The organism is Mesorhizobium sp. M7A.F.Ca.CA.002.05.1.1, from assembly GCF_003998335.1.
Lineage (GTDB): Bacteria > Pseudomonadota > Alphaproteobacteria > Rhizobiales > Rhizobiaceae > Mesorhizobium.
In genome coordinates, this window is the sequence record NZ_RZQI01001503.1 from 1 (window position 1) to 725 (window position 725).

1 protein-coding gene is annotated in these 725 nt (G+C 65.5%); it reads right to left on the reverse strand.

Annotated elements, in window-relative coordinates; translation table 11 throughout:
• Positions 1-725: non-homologous end-joining DNA ligase (ligD, locus tag EN939_RS36675; RefSeq protein WP_206528470.1), on the reverse strand; the 725-nt coding region annotated here is incomplete at both ends.

Consider the following 725-nt stretch of genomic DNA (forward strand, 5'->3'; position numbering starts at 1 on the left):
CGGCCGCATCGGAGATGGTGAAGCCTGCGACGACGAAGTCGTCCGACAGCAACGCCTTGGTCTTGGTCCAGCTTTTGCTTCGGCCGCTCTGATAGATGGCCGTGGCGCGCTTGGAGACGACACCCTCCAGCCCCAGTTCCGACGCCTGGTCGTAGAGCCCCTGCCCCGAGCCCTCGACATGGTCGGAGAACTGGATGGCGGAATTGGCACCGAGGCCCGACAGCATCTGCGCCAGCAGCGCCTTGCGCCGGACCAGCGGCGCCTTGGTCAGGTCCCAGCCGTCGAGATGGAGAAGATCGAAGGCGTAGAAATGGAGCTTGCTGCCGGCGCCCTGCGCCAGCGCATCCTGCAGCAGCGCGAAGCGGCTGATGCCCTTGGCATCGAGCACCACGATCTCGCCGTCGACGATGGCGTCGCGGCACGGCAGTTTGGCGAACGCATGCGGCAGGTCGCCATAGCGCTTCGTCCAGTCGATGCCGCCACGGGTGATCAGCTTGACCGCGCCCTCAGTAAGATGCGCCATGGTGCGGTAGCCGTCGAATTTGATTTCGTGCAGCCAGACTTCCCTTGTGTCCCCGCCATCCGGTGGTTTTGGCACCTGCGTCGCCAGTTGCGGCTCGATACGAGCAAGCATGGGGGCCTTGAACGCACCCGGCAGCGTGCCGGGCTTCAGCGATCCCTGTCTGGGCGCGGGTTTGGCGGCTGGATGCTGACCCGGCTGAAGC